General features: G+C 39.0%; 11 protein-coding genes. 2 read left to right on the top strand and 9 right to left on the bottom strand.

Annotated elements, in window-relative coordinates; all coding sequences use genetic code 11:
• Window positions 1-33: 33 nt before the first annotated feature.
• Window positions 34-1,842: a SpoIIE family protein phosphatase gene (locus EHQ16_RS03385; protein ID WP_135636350.1), complete on the bottom strand. Its 1,809-nt coding sequence runs from the start codon at window positions 1,840-1,842 to the stop codon at window positions 34-36.
• A 195-nt stretch (window positions 1,843-2,037) separates the two neighbouring features.
• Between EHQ16_RS03385 and EHQ16_RS03380 the strand changes: the two genes are divergently transcribed.
• Complete coding sequence (locus tag EHQ16_RS03380; protein WP_135636352.1) at window positions 2,038-3,726, top strand: methyl-accepting chemotaxis protein; 1,689 nt, start codon at window positions 2,038-2,040, stop codon at window positions 3,724-3,726.
• 109 nt (window positions 3,727-3,835) lie between these two features.
• Here EHQ16_RS03380 and EHQ16_RS03375 read toward each other — a convergent pair whose 3' ends face one another.
• The 8 genes from EHQ16_RS03375 to EHQ16_RS03330 form a co-directional block, all read right to left on the bottom strand.
• On the bottom strand, window positions 3,836-4,273 hold the full coding sequence (locus EHQ16_RS03375; protein ID WP_135636354.1) for a hypothetical protein: 438 nt from the start codon (window positions 4,271-4,273) through the stop codon (window positions 3,836-3,838).
• A 3-nt stretch (window positions 4,274-4,276) separates the two neighbouring features.
• Entirely contained in the window at window positions 4,277-5,542 is a 1,266-nt protein-coding gene (locus tag EHQ16_RS03370) for an acetyl-CoA acetyltransferase (RefSeq protein WP_135602231.1), read from the bottom strand.
• Between the two features lie 13 nt (window positions 5,543-5,555).
• The gene (locus tag EHQ16_RS03365) at window positions 5,556-6,866 is read right to left on the bottom strand and encodes a 3-hydroxyacyl-CoA dehydrogenase family protein (protein WP_135636356.1); all 1,311 of its coding nucleotides are present in this window, start codon (window positions 6,864-6,866) and stop codon (window positions 5,556-5,558) included.
• Window positions 6,867-7,461: 595 nt separating this feature from the next.
• Window positions 7,462-7,950 (bottom strand): DUF2721 domain-containing protein, encoded by a 489-nt coding sequence (locus EHQ16_RS03360; protein ID WP_135636358.1) that lies wholly within the window; start codon window positions 7,948-7,950, stop codon window positions 7,462-7,464.
• A 332-nt stretch (window positions 7,951-8,282) separates the two neighbouring features.
• The gene (locus tag EHQ16_RS03355; protein ID WP_135636359.1) at window positions 8,283-8,879 is read right to left on the bottom strand and encodes an LBF_2127 family putative lipoprotein; all 597 of its coding nucleotides are present in this window, start codon (window positions 8,877-8,879) and stop codon (window positions 8,283-8,285) included.
• A 673-nt stretch (window positions 8,880-9,552) separates the two neighbouring features.
• A complete protein-coding gene (locus tag EHQ16_RS03340; RefSeq protein ID WP_135636363.1) occupies window positions 9,553-10,488 on the bottom strand; it encodes a tRNA dihydrouridine synthase in 936 nt (311 codons plus the stop codon).
• 18 nt (window positions 10,489-10,506) lie between these two features.
• The gene (locus tag EHQ16_RS03335; RefSeq protein WP_135636365.1) at window positions 10,507-12,276 is read right to left on the bottom strand and encodes a thiamine pyrophosphate-binding protein; all 1,770 of its coding nucleotides are present in this window, start codon (window positions 12,274-12,276) and stop codon (window positions 10,507-10,509) included.
• A gap of 22 nt (window positions 12,277-12,298) precedes the next feature.
• Window positions 12,299-13,924, bottom strand: coding sequence for an FAD-binding dehydrogenase (locus EHQ16_RS03330; protein ID WP_135636367.1), 1,626 nt, complete (start codon window positions 13,922-13,924; stop codon window positions 12,299-12,301).
• Between the two features lie 714 nt (window positions 13,925-14,638).
• Between EHQ16_RS03330 and EHQ16_RS03325 the strand changes: the two genes are divergently transcribed.
• Window positions 14,639-17,143, top strand: a complete 2,505-nt coding sequence (locus tag EHQ16_RS03325; protein ID WP_135636369.1) for a methyl-accepting chemotaxis protein — start codon at window positions 14,639-14,641, stop codon at window positions 17,141-17,143.
• Window positions 17,144-17,358: the final 215 nt, after the last annotated feature.

Here is a 17,358-nt window from a genome sequence, read left to right as displayed (position 1 = left end):
ATCAGAAATTTCCGGTCTTTCGATGAATTCAGCTTATGATGATGACAAAGTTTTGGGTAAATAACAGATTCGTATCAAAGAAATATCGTCTATGACTTGTCCCAAGGATTCAATTTGGTTGGAGATGGCAAGTAAGTTCCCTTGAGTGGATTCAACAAGTTTTAGGAACATTTGTTCATCTGAATTGATCTCCCATTTCCCAGTTTCATCTAAATGGAGTAAGTCGTCTTTTCCATCAGACCCGATGATCAACACATCTCCGGGTGTTAGTTGAAACTCTTTTATGTTTTGTATGGGTGTGGCACCTAAGGTTCCTAGTTTTCTGTAGGATACATCTGCTAGAAGGTATTCTGCTTTTTCTTTTCTATACAAAACAATAGGAGGGTGTTCTGCATTTAGGAAGTATAACTTTCCGGTATCTTCTTCTAACAAACCCATGGTGAGAGAAACTAACATGGTTCCATCAAAGGCTTCGAAAATCATATGCATTTCTTGTAGGTTTGATTTTAACCAGTCCTCTGGGCCTATTTGTTCGTATCCGGGGTCTGATTTTGTTCTTTGGACTATGGATTGGAAAACAGCACCAAAAACGAGGGCACCACCGGCACCTTGCATAGACTTACCCATAGCATCTGCATTGACAAAAAGTAAAAACTTTCTTTTTTGCAAAATTATCGAATGGGATATATTGATATCGCCGCCTATGTCATACCTTCTATCTTTGTATTCGAAAACTTTTTTTTGTCTTACAAGATGATCCACTTCCAAATGTTTTGAAACTACATCTTTAATCGCGAGAGGACTTAAAAGTTGGTAGGTGAGATAATAATCTCCATCTTGTTGTATTTTCAGTTTACTAATATCTTGTAAGGACTGATTGAGTTCGTTGGTTCTTAAAGTGACTTTTTCTTCCAAACCTTCGTTGAGGTTTTTGATTTCCTCATACATACCTTTTAGTTTGCTTATCACCGAGTTTAGATAAAATGCTTGTTTGGCGAAATCATCACTGGATTTAGGAGTGACGAGCACATCAAAGTTTCCCTTGGAAAGTTCTCCCAAGGATCTACTAGTTTCGTTTAAGCCTTCATTCACTGACTTGGCAACCACATAAGAGCAGACAACCAGAGGAATGATAAAAATAAAAGAAACTGTAACAATGGGGATCATTGGATCTTCTACCGCTATTTCACCCATTGCGAGAGAATAAAGAATGTATGAAAAAATAACAAAGGGAAGGGCAGCCAAACTAAAAAAGGCAATAAGAATCCTCGCAAAATAATTGAACTTAGGAATGTCCTTTTCTTGGAGTTCGATGTTTTTAATTTGTGGGAGGTCAAAAAGCCGCCGGATACAACTTTCAGAAATAAAATAATACGTTACAAAGGAAATGGGTGCAATCATCACAAAGGTAAAAATAGCAGAACGGGCAACAGAAGGCATATAAGCCACTAAGTGAAAAAACAAAAGGCTGATGGGAATAACACCAGATAACCAGCGTATCACGATGATGATGGCTTCTAATAATGGATATCGAAAAAGGAGAATTTTAACCGACTTTGCATAATTGATTTCTTCTTTCGATAAAGACGAAATTCCGGCTTTTGGAATGGGTATTCTTTCTATTTTAGCGAAGACATACTTGAGAAGGAGGTGGCGGACAAAGGTTCCAAGGAGCCCAATCCCAGTTGCAAAAACCACACAGAGTGCGATAAAAATCCGCCAGTGGTCTGGTTCCATTTTTTGGGTGATGATGGCATAATACACCGCAAAAGGAACAGGGACGGTATGGGTAAACGCTTCGAGTTTTAGGGTTAGATCCCAGAAGAGAGTTTCTCGTTTCACGTTTCCACCTGATCCATCCTATCGGCCCTTCCGTTGTCTGGTTCTTCGTCCCGAGAGAAGATATGACAAAAAAGTCTAAATGTCAAGCTAAGTCCCTATCTGGATTTCAGAAACCTTTGTTTCTTACTACAGTTAGGTTTGGAAATATTCTAATTTGTTCTTGGATGATTCTAGATCCTTTGTTATAACGAATTTATGCGCAAGAATCTGCCAATTACCGACAAAGAAATCGAGTTCCCTGAAGGGACAAAGATCACTTCCAAAACAGATTTGAAGGGAATCATCACCTATGTGAATGCAGATTTTTTACGCATCAGCGGGTATTCAGAAGAGGAACTTGTGGGTGAACCACACAATCTCATCCGCCACCCTGATATGCCGAAACTCGCCTTCCAAGATTTATGGGATACCGTAAAGGCCGAAAACTCTTGGGTGGGGGTCGTCAAAAATCGTGCAAAGTCTGGTGATTTTTATTGGGTCGATGCCAATGTTTCTCCCATTTACGAAGATGGAAAACATGTAGGTTATATGTCGGTGCGAACCAAGGCTACGATAGACCAAATTCGGGAAGCTGAGGAACTATATACCAAAATCAATTCTGGAAAATGGAAACCAAAAAAGATGGGGTTTTTGGCGAGTGTTTCCATCCGATCTACTTTTCTATTGCAAACGTTTGTTAGTGGAATGCTACTCGTTTTGTTTTTTCTAAAATCAAATCTAAGTTTTCCATTTTTAAGTAGTCCTTTGTATTTCGGAATTGGTTTTGTTCTCTTTTTTCTTGTGACGGCATTTGGGTATGTGAAGGTCACAAGAAATTCCCAATCGTATTTAAAAGCAAAAAAATATCTAGAGAATTTGAATCGGGGAAAACTTAAGTTTGATGTCGATTTAGAAAATGCCGGTGAGAATTCGGAACTTCTTAATTTGATTCGAAAAACGCAGGTAGAATTTCGGGGGATGATTTCCCAACTGATTGGGAACGCAGAAATTGTGAAGTCGCAGATTGCTGGGCTTACCCATGCAGTGGAACATATCCACATTGCCTTCCAAGAACTTTCGAATGCTATGTTTACTCTTGCCGATTCTAGTAATATCACTCGCGAAAGTTCAGAAAGTATTTTCCATCAAATGGATTCATTAAACCACCTAATTAGTAGCATACGATCTGAGTCAAATACAGTTCAAGTCGAATCAACCGAGGCTTACCAGTTTTCTATTTCAGGAAAGGAACGTTCTGATAAAGCCATTGCCCAGTTCAATAAAGCAAAAAAACAAATTATCAAAACTTCGGAAACCATCAAAGATTTGGGTGAAAAAACAAAGGTCATCCGAAAAATTACAGAAACCATTGCTGCCATTTCTGAAAAAACCAACTTACTTTCTTTAAACGCATCGATCGAATCGGCAAGGGCAGGAGAGGCAGGTAAAGGCTTTGCTGTGGTTGCTGGTGAAGTGGGAAAATTGGCAGACCAGTCCAATAAATCGGTCAAAGAAATCTCAGCTTTTATAGCCGAGTTGACATCCAAAATTTTACAAACTGTTACGGATATCCAAGAAGGACTCAGTGAAGTGGAAGTAGGATCATTGGAGTTTGAAACTGTTCAAGTTGAAATGGATAAAATTTTAAAGAACGCAGAAGAAACCAAGGTCAGTGCAGAAAAAATTCACGGTTCCACAGAAGGAACAGAGTCCATGTCAGGTAGTGTTTTAGGGAATATAGAAAAAATCCAAACCCAACTTGTCCATACTTCTTCAATCGTTGAAGAGTTGTCAGCTGCCGCCAACGAACAAAAACAAACCATTGCTGCCATTGAAGGGTCCATTTCTAATTTGGCCCAGGTGGCAGACCGATTGGATTCGGTAGCATTCCGATTTCAGTTTTAGAAATAAAAAAACCCAAAGGAAACTTTGGGTTCACCGATGCAAAATGCGGTTTGTTTTGAATCAGAATAGGAGTTAGTCAAAACCTTTCCTTTCTGATCCTTTGAAATATTTAATCTTCTGAATTCCAACCTACCGAATAAATGACAGCAGTCGATATAGTAAATATGGAGTAGTAAGCGACCCAAACCCAAACAAGAACTGTTGGTGCAACGTTTGTTAGGGACAATGTCCAAAGCATTGGTGATACAAATCCAATGATGGAAACTAAGATTCCCACTAAAAATCCACCCACAAGTCCTTGGGGTAAAGATTCTTTCATCAGTGCATAAAGAAATCCAAAGGAAAGTGTGAATGACAAATCGCTGAACACAGGTCCAAGCCAAAAAACATCGGTTATGGGAACAAACATCGATTTCAATGTTGGATCAAAGTAGAACTTTGAAAAAAACACCATCCGAACGGGAATGGATACCGCTTCCCAAAATGAAAAGGCAAGGAGGAACCGGACGAGTATCCGATTCCATTTTTCTGTATTCAGCGAACTCAAAATCTACTTACCTAAGATGAACACGAAGTTCGTAGTCGCAGATCCACCGATGTTGAGCATAAGGCCATTTTTAGCACCTTTTACTTGATAATCGCCAGCAGTGTTTGTGACTTGTTTGTAGAGGTCGAGCATCATACGTACGCCGGATGCACCAACGGGGTGACCCACACCAATGAGTCCACCAGATGGATTGATTGGTTTTTTACCACCAAAGTCAATGGTTCCTTCTTCGATCGCGATGTGTTCTTTTCCTGGTTCTGAGATTCCAAATGCAGAAATCGCAGCGTATTCAGAAGAAGTGAAACAGTCATGTGTTTCGAACACATCAATGTTTTTTACATCTAAGTCAGCACGTTTGTAAGCATCTTTTACAGTTTGGCGAGTCCATGGAAGGATGTATTTGTCCCCAACGGATTCTTGTTTTTTTGCTTCAAATGTAATTGGTGCTACGCGGTGACCCCAACCTTTTACACGAGGGATGTCATCTACTTTGCGGCCAGTTTTTTTAGCGTATTCTTTTGTATAATCTTTGGATGCAAGGATGGTCACAGCAGCACCATCTGTTACTTGGGAACAGTCAGTGATACAAAGTCTACCCCCCACAGCCATATTGTTGTCTCCACCGCGAGCCATCGCATGTTCTTTGTTCATGAACCATGTACGAGTTTGTGCTTTCGGGTTACGTTTTGCGTTAGCGTAGTTGATACGAGAAATTTCTGCAAGAGCATCCATAAAACGTTCTTCTTTTAGTTCATAACGTTCAAGGATCACGTCTGCTAGTTTTCCGAAAAGTTTAGGGAAAGGGAATTGAACTCCCTTCGCTTCTTTATCGTAGTAAGCAGCAGTTCCAAGAAAGTCACCACCTACAGAAGAAGATACAGTTTTCATCACTTCCACACCAAGAACAATCGCTAGATCGTAATCTTCCGCACGGATATGTGTGATAGCAGCATCAAGGGCAACAGAACCAGAAGCACAAGCTGCTTCGTAACGAGCACCAGGAACGCCGTAAAGAGCTGGGTTTACTTCTGTAAGAAAAGCACCCAAGTGTCCTTGGTTGGCATACTGTTCTGCATCGAAGTTACCAACAAACACAGCCACACGGTTTTCTTTGTTCAATCGTTTGATTTCATCATAACTGATGCCTACTTTTTCAAGAGCATCATCTAATACTTCACGCATCATGGACATGAAGGTTTTTCCTTCTTTTGTCCAGTTTCTTTGGAAGTCGGTTTGTTCTCCGCCTAATACGAATACTTTTTCACTCATATGATACTCCTAATTAACCTTTGAAGAGAGACCTTGCGTCAAGTTTGTCGCCAAGTTCGTAGAACTTTTTGCCTTCTTTTGCATCTTTTAAAAGTTTTGGAACTGGTATTTTAGACTGCTCCATCAACTTAATTGTTTCTTTTGGTCCACCAAGGAAATCAACGAAAGCAGAAGCAGGAACCCAGTTAAAACCGAAACCCATAGCGCCATCAGTGTTTTCTTTTGTATCCACTACTTCTCCCACGAGAGAGAGCGAGTAACTGATATAACGTGAAATGAAGTAACGAGCGATGTCAGCTTCAACGCCACTTGCTTTTTTTACAACTTCCATCGCACCTTTGTAGTCCGAATCTTTGATTTTTTGGCGAGCTTCTTTGATAAAAGGAATATCAAATTTTGGATACGGATCGTACTCACCAGTTTTGATATTGTAAACAAACTTCTCACGTTTTCCGTCAGCGTGTTTCACAACTTTTGTGAGACCACCACCAGATTTCATACCGAGTTTACCAGCATCGATTAACTTTTGGAAGTAACCAGGAAGTTTGAATGTTTCGTGAGCTTCGTCTTTTGTATTGTCGTAGATATTGTCTACGATGGCTTTGTGAACATCAAGTCCTACGAAGTCAGCAGTAGCAAGTGGGCCCATGGCACGACCAGTGTAACCGGACATGATTTCGTCGAGGAGAGCGATTCCACCTTTGTCAGCATACTTCTCTGCAAAGTGAGCCACTTCGTTCATCAACTGAAATCCAATGCGGTTTCCAGCGAAAGCAGGAGTGTCATTTGTGTAAACAACGGCACGACCTAAAACTTTATCTAGGTATTCACCTAACGCTTGTGTGACTTTTTTGTCATTTCCTGAGTGAGTTACGAGTTCACAAAGGATCATTTTATAAGGAGGGTTAAAAAAATGTGTTCCGTAGTAATGTTTTTGACCATCTTCATCGTAAGCTTTTGCCAAACGACCGATGGAAAGTCCAGAGGACACAGTGGAAACGATGGTTCCCGGACGGCGAGCCTTAGCAATACGAGTATTGATCGGTTCTTTGACTTCGTAACTTTCCGCCACGAGTTCGAATACCCAATCTGACTCTGCGACAGCTTTTTCCAGATCCGCATCGTAGGAACCAGGGATCATTCTTGCGCGGATTGTATCCGTTTTGACGGATGCGACAGCGGCTTCGATACCCTGTTTTGCTTTTTCAACATCTCTAGCGAGCATATGGACTTTAGCACCACCGAAGGCAGCAATGACGCCCGCACTTCCAGAACCCATGGCTCCGTTGGCACCTAAAATCGTGACAGTTTTGATTTCTCTCATGAAGGAATTTCCGAATCTAATTTTTACTTACCGTTCTAGAAAGCCAAGGTGACAGGAAAATCGTTTTTTTTTGTCAGATTTGTTACAAAATGGGGGCGCCTGGGGTGGGTGCGTGGGTACAATTTCCCCGCCCGATTTGAGGGTGGGGAACTAGACCCGCCACCCAATGCCTCTCCTATATCACGCCCCGCCGTTTTCCGCATGTCCTTTCCTAAAATCCCCGTTTTTCTTTTTAAAAAGTTCATAGTTGGCGCTTTAGGGCACCCGGGCGGGCTCTCTCCGGAGTGCGCGTTCGCTCCCGTCCTCGTAAGGCTTAGCGCCTTCTCGGACCAAGCCCTTCGGATCCCTGGTGCGGAAACCGAGAATTCACAAAAAATCAGAAATGATCTTAGTTTGTGATCATTGATTACAGATTCAAAATAATATCCCTGCGCCAGCGGTAGTAGCGGAAATCCTTTCGCTCTGCGAAAGATTGGAGCGGATGACGCGGTCGGTGTTAGAATGAGTGTTTGTCAACTAACGAATTCGAGGCGCTAAAAAAGGAAAATCAAAAATTCCGTTTGGGCATTGTTTACGGGTAATGATTTTCTAGCTTTTATTTCTCTCGCACTTCCATTTCTAAAAACTCTGTAAATTCAATTTGACGATTAATGAATGTTAGGTTGTATCTGCTTTCGTAAAATAAAAGGGCACTTGCTAAAAACAAACAAACTCCACCGGTGATTGCTACAACTGTGGGGATCCAGGCAAAACCTTTGGCGAAGGCAAGAGTGATGGCAAGTGTCAGACTTGAAATCACAAAGAGAGAAGTTGCCAAATATAAAAAAGCCATGGAACGTTGGATGAGGACTGCGCGTTTTTTCTGAACCGATAATTGTTGGCGCATGTAAACCATTCGTTCCTTTTGAAAACCTCGTTTGCCTTCGAGTAGTAATTCCACTTCCGATTTTAAAAGATTCACTCGGTCAAAAATTCGTCCAAGCCTGTTGGCTGTGGAAAAAATCAAACTGGCACAGGCAGAAACAAGGACAGCTGGGGTGATCATCCCAGAAAGAATTTCGGAGTTGGAAAACGATTCGAACATAAAGTTAACTTAGAAAAGTTTGTTTGTTTTGAAAGGAAAAAAAGTGATCGGTCGGGTAAGAGCGCAAGCTAAATCCCAACGGGATGTTAGGGACTGGAACGACGCTTGCGTATGCAAACGAGTGACAGAAAGCCTATGTGTTACAGGCCAAAGGAGGCCGTAAGTGCCGAAGAGAAGCGTTTCCCCGATGTTATGCGAAGTTTTTTATTAAGTGCTGAAATAGATATTTAAAAACTTGTTTTTCTTTTATCTATAATGAATTTAAAAAAAATCTGATACTGTGAATTTTTCACTGATTGAACAATTTAAAGCAAATATGAATCGTGCTAAAGTTATTGAACTTTTAATGAAATTTCTTTTGAACATTTATCTAATGCCTTTAGATTTACAATTTCGATCATTTTTTCGATCTCGGAAGTCCTGTAGAAACCATACATGGTGATCGTTTTCTCTTCCGTTTCTTTTATTTCGCTTTCATGTATAATGGATTGATTTTTAATAATTTTGTATTTAATGATGGTTTCATAATTGTAGGTTCTCATTTGAACAGGCCAGTAACCTGGCATTGGATAAATAGCAGGCCAAGTCCACCAATAGTTAAATTTATCATTCAGTACTGGATAGATTTCAATGTCTAGAATATAGTCATCTTTATTAATTTGTTTTTCTCCATTTAAATCTTTTACATTTTTGCTGATTCGATTGTTTAATAGAAAAGATTTGAAGATATGCCTCCATGCAGTTGTATATTCGATTGAGTCAGAAGTATAAACTTCCAATTTACCAACGTATAAGTTGTTTTGTGTCAAAAAAAATGGGGAATAGATAACAGTTCTTGGCTCAGGAACTTGTCTGATATCAACTGTGCAGTTACTAGTTAGTAAAAGGACAAAAAATATTTTAAGAATGTTTTTGGATTTATTTTTCATGGTCTTGAACTTCATATACCGCTGTTAGAAATATTTTTAAAGGGTTTCGGAACTAATGTCATCTTTTTTTATTCTTTTGTGAAGATTTTTCGGCAATTACGTATAATTCTTGATATGCGAAAAATCTCATTGACTTTCTTTTTTGAATTCATAAAATAACCGGCGTCATACTCTTTGATGATGAAATTTTATTCGAACAACTATCTGCCTTGCAATTGTCTCATTTGCGTGGTAATTCTTTCCTTGGAGTTTTTGCCTATTCGTATTTGAAGGACTATTTTGTGGGTTTACCAGAATCGGAAAAACAAATCATCGAGACAAATTTGCAATGGTTGGTTTCCCTTCGCAAAGCGGCCATTGATGAAGCAATCAGAAGGGGTAAGTAATAGGAAACAATGGATGATATTACTGCTGTTTGTTTTAAGTTTTGTATCGTGTGTAGACCCTGAGAAAAAAAGCCGGAGCAATGCCGAAGGTTTTTTTGTGATTTGGTTTGAGACACTGTTTCGGAGTTCAGGGTATGATTCTGCTTGTGATAAGCCGAATTCAACATCTTACCCAACGACTAAATGTTCCACGATCACCTTTGAGGCATTACCATAAATAAATTGGAATATTTGGAGTTAATCTTCATACCTGTTGTTGTTTGAGCGAATAGGAAACTTTACGCAGGTTATACAGAAGATTCCAAATACTTTTCAAAATCGATTCTGTTTGTAAATCGTTTTACCATCTCAAAGTCTTTTTCGGCTTCTGGATACTGGCGAGAAAGATAGTGTAACCATTGTTTGATCCTGCCGGCACGACTTTTTACTTCCATGTCTGATTCTAAACTTTGCCAATACCGATATAAAATTCTTTTGATTTCATCCCAAGAAAGATTTTCTTTTCTTTCGCCTCGGATCATTAAAGCGAGGGTAGGGTTGGCTACGGCTCCCCGACCAATCATAATGTCTTTGCAGCCAGAGATTTCTTTACACCGGCTTGCGTCTTCTGCAGTCCAAATCTCACCATTGGCGACTAAGGGAACCTTTACTGTAGATCCAATTTTATGGATCCAGTCCCAATAGGCAGGAGGTTTGTATCCATCGGTTTTTGTCCGAGCATGGACAACAATTTCTTCCGCCCCACCTTCTTCTAAAGCTTTTGCACAAACAATCGCCTGTTCGGTGGAATCGTAACCTAGTCTCATTTTTGCTGTCACTGGAATCTCTAAAGGAACTGCTTTTCTGATGGCCTTTACGATGGCAAACATCTGGTCCGGTTCTTTGAGAAGTGCGGCCCCACCTCGGTTTCGATTCACAGTGGGAGCAGGGCATCCAAAATTAATATCAATTCCGTAGGCGCCGAGAGAAGCTACCTTACTTGCATTCTCTGCCATACAATTGATGTCAGAACCTAACAATTGTACTTTGACAGGAACTCCCGATTTAGTCCTAGAATTTTCATATAGTTCTGGAACATAACGATAGAACCTATGTGATGGAAGGAGAGTGTCATTCACTCGAATGAATTCACTAACACATTCATCAAAACCACCAACTTGTGTGAGAGTGTCACGCAGTCGGTAGTCAAGAAGTCCTTCCATGGGAGCAAGTAAGATACGCAAAATAAAATAACCCCGAATCTATCCAGTGACTCTTCGTACTAAAGCACGACCAATCATTCTGACTTTGGCTGCGAATGGCAAACGTTTCAAATTGGTTCCAACAATCCCTTGGGTGAAACGGGTTTTTTTACTGTAGTCGATATGGACATCCAAAATAACAGGACGGCCTTCTTTTGTTAGACTCCAAGCTTCATCTAACTTTTGTTTAATATCATCGTTGGTTTGAATTTTAAGATATTCTGCTCCGGTAGCCAGAGCAATTCCTTCAAACCTTGTGGTTCCGAGTACAGTACAAGTTTTACGATTGTAGGGAACTTGTTGGGCCTGTGAAATTTGAGATAGTTCACCATCATTAAAAACAGCAAAAACTGCACCAATCTGGTTTCTACTAGCGGTAACCAACTCCATACAAGTCATCAGAAATGCCCCGTCACCAATGATCCCAACAACGGCTTTATCGGGATTTGCAAGTTTAGTGGCAATGGTAGCAGGAACTGCATAACCCATACAATTAAAATCAGTGGGGGAGATCATATGTCTTGGTTTGTGGATCGGCATTAGCTCCGCAGTGAGAAATGTATGATTGCCATCATCTACCACAACAAAACCATCATCAGGTAAAGTGGAACGTAAAGCACTAAAGAATTTTGCCGGATTCACTCTATCGTTACTATTATGTTGGAACCATTCCTCCATATAGTTTTGTTTGTTTTTCTGAATTTCTGCTGTGAGCACCTGGATTCGATCTTCCCGACTTTCTTTTGTTAGTTGTAACTTATTTTGTAGTCTTTTTACCAGTTCAGGCAAAATGATTTTGGCGTCGCCTTGAATGTTTACTTTTGCCGGGTAATTTGTGTGAAAGACATCCGGATTGATGTCGATATGAATTAGATTTTTTGGCACAGTCACTCCAAAACTACCAGTGGCAATTTCTGCAAAACGAGTTCCTACTGCGAGTAAACAATCACATTCAGAAAATGCTTTGGTTGCTGCGGGAACTGCTGCCGGCCCAAAACTCATTCCGCAATGCAAAGGATGGTTACCTGGAAATGAACTGAGTCCTTGTAAAGTTGTGGCCACTGGTGCACCAAGTAGTTCCGCAATGGCAACGCTTGAATCTGCTGCATCAACGGCACCCCATCCTAAAAACAAACCTGGTGACTTTGCTTTTGATAATAACTCGACAGCTTCATCAAGACTATCATCAGAGAATGATAAAGTTATATTTGAGATTGTTTGTTTTTTACAATAGTCAAGATAACTGGGAAGGTTTTCAACTGTTCCCGTATAAAGTTGGATGTTCACAGGAATTTCTACAAATACTGGCCCAGGTTCTCCACTCACAGCTGTTTGGTACGCTTCGTAAAGAGTTTCTACGACTTCCTCTTGTGATTTTACTTTGAATGTTTTTTTAGTAATGGGTTTTACTAATGTATGTTGATCCATATCATGTAATTGGTATTTGAATTGTGAATCACTTCTTACTCCACCGGCAATCACTAACATTGGAATCCCATCCAAAAACGCTTCCCCAATTCCGCTAGCAGCATGAGTCACTCCCGCGGCAGGTACAATCACTACTGTTCCAATAGAATCACTTGTGCGGCTAATGGCATCGGCCATAAACGCACCACAACCTTCATGGGTTACGAGCATTGGATGTATCAAATCGGAATTGTTTAATTCATCATAAATTTCTGTATTGTGTACTCCAGGAATTCCAAAGGTATAACGAACTCCAATTTGTTCCAAAGCATATCTTACTAACCAAGCACCTGTTTTTTTCATACGATCATTCTCCTTTGTTTGATTATCCTTTAAATGAAACACCGTTGTTGACCGACTTTGCAGCTGCTCTTGCTGTCAGTATACAACCAGATAAAAAAGTTCCTTCTAGAGACTTAAATCCACTAGCACCACCTCCGCCAAATCCCGCCGCCTCACCTATGGCATACAAACCTTCTATTGGAACACCTAACTTGTCTAATACTCTGCTTTCTAAGTCTGTTTGGATTCCTCCGAGACTTTTTCGTGTGATCAGTCTAAGTTTGATCGCAATGAGGGGACCTGCACTTGGATCCAAAATGGGTTTGGGTGCACAAGTACGAACACGATCGGATCGCCATGACCTTGCATGTTGGATTCGCCTCAATTGGTCTTCATTCCACTGCCCTTTGCCGCGTTTAATCACATCGTCATACTGAGTGACTTCTTGTTTTAATACTTCGTAATCAATCGAATGATCCCCATTCAAATGATTCATTTTATCGGCTAATTCTCGTAAGTTGTTTGCAACGAGAAAATGATCACTTTCTTTTTGTAACTGTCGCACAAGGCGGTGGTTACCAAGCAAAATTTCTTTTAGGAACATAAATAGTTTGCGATCACGGATCATCGGATTGTGTTCTGAACCAGAAACGGCAAGTTCTTTGGCCGCAATCCTCCAATTCAGAAGTTGCCAAGTATAAGGTTTTTCTAATCCAGAAATCCTGCGGCAGAGTTCGTTGGTATCAAAACCGGTCATCATTGGCTCGGGTCCAATCCGACGACCCAAATGGTCGAGCCATAAGGCCGACTTACAAGGGATTAGGCTGAGTCCGTGAGCATCAAATTGTGGTTTTGGATTAGGAATGCCCGCAGCGTAATTCCACATTTTATCCAAATGTGTGAGGTTTCCGCCATGTTTCTTTACGGCATCGTGAACTAAACCATCGGCAAAAGGGTGAGATCCATTCAACATTTCTTTTGGTGCTTCACCCCAAGGTTTGTGCCAGTGTTCACGAACCTTATTTAGGCATCCTGTAATCCCACCAGTTGCTACCATCACATGATCTGCATAAAACGTTAGATCTTTCTTTCCCGTTTTTTCTTGTTCGGCGATACAACCTACAATCCTACCGTTTTCTTTGATTAAATCTGTAACTTTGTGTTCGAATAAATAAGTTAGTTTTGCACTGTGGCGATGTTTCTTTAATAATTCTTCAAAACGTTCCACCAAACGGTGGCCAGTTCCCCAAAGAACATGATAACGAGGAACTGAGTTGCCTCTTTTATATTCTCCTCTTTCAACCCAATTGACCACTGGAAAAAAATGTAAATCAAGGCTTCCAAGCCAATGGTACACTTGTCCAAGACTTTCATGGACATATTGTTCCGCCCATTGTTTTGGAAAAACATCCTCCGAACCGAAGTTTGCAAAAGAAAACCAATCATCCAATGCAATTGTGGGAGTATCTTTGATTCCCAAACGTTTTTGTAATGGGGTGCCAACAAGGGCCATACCACCAAATGATAGTTTCGCGAGACCACCTAAATGTTCCTCGGTATCTCTTTCTAAAATTAAAACAGATTTTCCTTGGTTAAGGCATTCATATGCTGCTACCAAACCTGCGATTCCTGCTCCGATTATAATGACATCGTTTCTTTTTACGACCACTACAGATCCTCCTTCTCCTTGTTTTGAATCATTTTAAAAATGATTGTTCGTGTTTATTGAATGAATCTAAAATTTAAAGAACTCAGTGACACATTGAAAACACAATGTACACGGTATTATTTTAAAATAAACAAACGCGACTCAAATTTTTTAAAATTGAGAGAATTCAAATATTAGAATCAATATAACAACTAACATTGTTTATATAAATTTGTAATTATTATAAGAATAGTTCCAGATTGTTTCTTTTTTGAGTTATAATTTAACATTCATTAAATTATTTTTATATTATTGTGTGTTCCGATTGTGGGAATTTTTCAAAAATAAAAATATTTTGCCAATCATTGTTAATTGAATTTATGATAGATTCCCGGAATCACTTCTTTAAGAAATATTTTACTAACGGAAGTTTGCCGACCAACGGCAGGGGAAATAAACTTCTGGTAGTTGGTGGGAAAATTAAATCTCTCGGGTTTGGATTATTGCATTTTTGGTATAAAAATTCAGGAAAAATGAATGAATATAAGAAAAAAGTTTCTTGTTAGTCGGAGGTAGGTTGAAAGAAAAAATCTCTTTTTTTTCTCGGTCATAGAAAAAAGAATTTCCAACGTCCCTGAGATAAGAGTAAATATTCGATTGTTTTAACACATTTTCATATTCGTAAGTTCTCTTTTTATTTCTTTTTAGATTTAATATTTGGTTTGGAGCATCGGTATGAGTTCTCAGGTTAGAATCCCACAAAACACCACTTTATCCATTAAAACAGACCTAATCGGTAATATTGTCTCCGTTAACGATGATTTGGTTCAATTGTGCGAGTTTGAAAGGAGTGAATTGTTGGGTCATTCTATTAAAAAAATACAACATTCAGAAACTCCTGAATCAATCCGTCGAAATATTCATAAAACCCTTGGTGCCAATGAACCTTGGAATGGTTTTTTAAAGAACCAGACAAAATCAGGAAATTATTTTTGGGCAAATACAACCATCACTCCTTATTACGACACCGAAGGGAATACTTTGGGTTATATGTATGTCATCCGAACTGCAGCGGAAAACCAAATCAAAGAAGCTGAGTTGTTTTATTTACATCCAAACAAGTTAGAGTCTAGTTTTAGTTTGAACCCAAAAAAGATAATTTATAAATTTAAAATTAAAACCAAACTATTGTTTGTGTTTGGGCTGATGGCCATTCTTATGTTGGTTTTAGGAGGTAATTTAGTTTTAATCAAAAAAGAGGAATATGAAGGTGCGTTGAATCGGCTAAAAGGAGCAGAATATAATTTAAGTCTTGCGAAGTTGATGCGCCTCACAGCAAAACATCGAGGATTTATGGCTCGTTTTTTGAATGGGGATTCATCAGCCAAAGAAGAAGCTGTAAAAATTGAAAACGAACTAGATATTGTTTTTTTAGCATTTGTAAACTTAAATGAAACAGAAGGAAATCATTTCCAAGTTTATAAAGAATCAAAGGAAATTTATAAAAACTGGAACCAGTTAAAAGAAACCAATTCCGGTTTAACTGCCAAAGAAAGTTATCTAGAACATGTTCGTTTGATTAAGGCGATGTTAAATGTAAATAATACTGTAGGAGAATCATCGGGATTATTTTTAGATCCAGACAAAGATACTTATTTTATGATTGATGTATCTTTAACAAAATTACCTTATTTAGCCGAAAAACTGGGTCAACTTCGAGGGACTGGACTTGCTCATATAGTGAAAGGAGCAAAAGCAGAACCATCAGAAAAAAAATTAATCCAAGAAATTATAGGGGCAGTTTCGAGTCATTTTGAATCTATTTCTGTAAGTATGACCTCTGTCAGTAAATTCAATCCAGATAGTAAAATCATTGTTGAAACTTATAAAAAAGCCGAAGGTGAGTTTCCTTCCTTACATGAGCTGATTCAAAATAGGGTGATCAACGAAAAAATTCCAACGTTGAAACCTATAGAGTATTATGGTGTTACAACCAATTTGATTGATCAGATTTTTAATGTAAATGAACTCATTTCGAAACAACTGTCGGAGAAATTTACGGAAAGAGCTGATTTTGCAAAAAAATATGCAATCACGATTTTCATTATTACTTCGGTTGTGTTAGTTTTTTTTATTGTCCTCCAATATTTAATCATTCAAAGCATAATGTCTGTGATACGAAATAGCACTAATATCATTAGCCAAATTGTAAGAGGATCAGGAGAACTAAAAGAAAATTTGGATTATGGAATTCATGACGAAATAGGTGGATTACTAAAATGGATGGGTGTTTTTATTTTAAATATTACTGAAATTGTTTTTATCCTAAGACAAGTTTCTGGTGAATTGTCTAATAAATCAAAAGATGCGGCAACTTTAGTTAGGAATTATTCTGCAACAACCCAAGACCAAGCCGCTTCCACAGAACAAACTTCGGCAGCTACAGAAGAGTTAGCAGCATCAGTAGAAAATGTTTTTTTAAATATCTCTACACAAGCTGAGCACTTAAAGGAAATTGAAAAAGTTACTTCTGATTTCAAAACCGCAATGGCGGAAGTTGCAAATGCAATGTTTGGAATGACAAATCTTACAGAAGAATTTTATAAACAGGCCAATGATGGAATGTTAACCACAAAAAACACAGCTGATTCCATTCATATAGTCAATCAAAAGGCAGAACTCATTGATGAAGTTGTCAATATCATTAATGAGATATCAGAACGAACCAACTTACTTGCACTCAATGCAGCGATTGAAGCGGCAAGGGCAGGGGATCTTGGTAGAGGATTTGCTGTTGTTGCCCAAGAGATAGGAAAACTAGCAGAACAAACTGCTCATAACACAAGGAACATCCAATCCTTAACAACTGATACCAAAAATGCGATCAAAACAAGTGTTGGACTTATGATGAATACGGAAGATAGTTTCAGAGAGTTACTCGACAATATCTCAAAAATTCAAGAAACCGCGAAACTCGTTAGTTCTGCTCAAGACAAACAAACTGCCGATACCAATCGTATTGTAGAATCGGTTCATAAAATTAATGAAAATTCCCTTCATATTCTAAATGCAGCATCACAAGAAAAAATAGCGGTTGAGGAAATTTCTAAATCGATAGAAACCATTGCTACTGGAACACAAGTGATTGCTGATAATTCATTGGTTCTTTTGGAGACAGCCAAAGACATTGAAGTTACGGGAGAACATTTACAAACCGTTGTGGAAACTTATAAATATTAGAATCAGAGAATCTCAAAATAGGGGATCTATTTTTTTTCTGATCTATTTACTTTCTTTTTGAATGATGAAACAAAAAGTTGATTGTTTCTTCCTGTAACATTCTTTTTTGTATTCATTAAATCACTAAATGAAATGTCTATTGTGTCCGCGAGCATTACCGGGGGTCCCGATGAGCGCTAAAATCGTTACTCAACAACTCCACTGGCACTGTTAAA

Source organism: Leptospira kanakyensis, from assembly GCF_004769235.1.
Lineage (GTDB): Bacteria > Spirochaetota > Leptospiria > Leptospirales > Leptospiraceae > Leptospira_A > Leptospira_A kanakyensis.
Note: the sequence above shows the minus strand (reverse complement) of the source record. Positions and strands in the feature narration are given on the sequence as shown.

What these genes read in the sequence shown, in the direction of transcription:
- EHQ16_RS03365 (WP_135636356.1), bottom strand. Translation starts at nt 6,866, where the DNA reads ATGAGAGAAATCAAAACTGTCACGATTTTAGGTGCCAACGGAGCCATG.
- EHQ16_RS03355 (WP_135636359.1), bottom strand. Translation starts at nt 8,879, where the DNA reads ATGAAAAATAAATCCAAAAACATTCTTAAAATATTTTTTGTCCTTTTA.
- EHQ16_RS03360 (WP_135636358.1), bottom strand. Translation starts at nt 7,950, where the DNA reads ATGTTCGAATCGTTTTCCAACTCCGAAATTCTTTCTGGGATGATCACC.
- EHQ16_RS03380 (WP_135636352.1), top strand. Translation starts at nt 2,038, where the DNA reads ATGCGCAAGAATCTGCCAATTACCGACAAAGAAATCGAGTTCCCTGAA.
- EHQ16_RS03370 (WP_135602231.1), bottom strand. Translation starts at nt 5,542, where the DNA reads ATGAGTGAAAAAGTATTCGTATTAGGCGGAGAACAAACCGACTTCCAA.
- EHQ16_RS03325 (WP_135636369.1), top strand. Translation starts at nt 14,639, where the DNA reads ATGAGTTCTCAGGTTAGAATCCCACAAAACACCACTTTATCCATTAAA.
- EHQ16_RS03335 (WP_135636365.1), bottom strand. Translation starts at nt 12,276, where the DNA reads ATGAAAAAAACAGGTGCTTGGTTAGTAAGATATGCTTTGGAACAAATT.